Source organism: Lactobacillus sp. C449L (assembly GCF_059900815.1).
Map to the genome: position 1 here is coordinate 1 of NZ_JBWXGA010000368.1, position 417 is coordinate 417.

The following is a 417-nucleotide window of genomic DNA, read 5'->3' on the forward strand; positions in this document are numbered from 1 at the left end:
GCTTCTCGCCATGGCGGCCGCCATGGCGCTTCTGTTCGCGGCGCCGCTCGCGAACGGTCCGGCCCAGGCCGCAACGCCGAGCGTCGCAGAGCGCGCCGCCGTCACCGCGGAATACGCGCAATGGCGCCGCCATCGCCACTACAGGCGCCACTACTACCGGCCGCGATACTACTATCACCGCCGCTATTATCGCCCGCGCCACTACTACCGGCCCTATCGATATCACCGGCCCTGGGGGTACCGCCGGTACTACTGGTGAAGACGAAAGGGCGGCGACCGGGACGGCGCCGCCCTGCTTCATAGGAACCGGGCCTCCTCCGCGTCCGTTCTGAGCGAGCCGAAATCCCTTCCGACCGGCGCGCGAGCGAACGCCACACCCATGACTGACACCACCCGGACCCATGGACGCGCCGTCTC

1 protein-coding gene is annotated in these 417 nt (G+C 69.1%); it reads left to right on the top strand.

Features of this window, described 5'->3' with window-relative positions; all coding sequences use genetic code 11:
• On the top strand, nt 1-259 hold a 259-nt coding region (locus AC2JF9_RS09820; protein WP_500727404.1), incomplete at its 5' end, for a hypothetical protein.
• Nucleotides 260-417 lie beyond the last annotated feature (158 nt).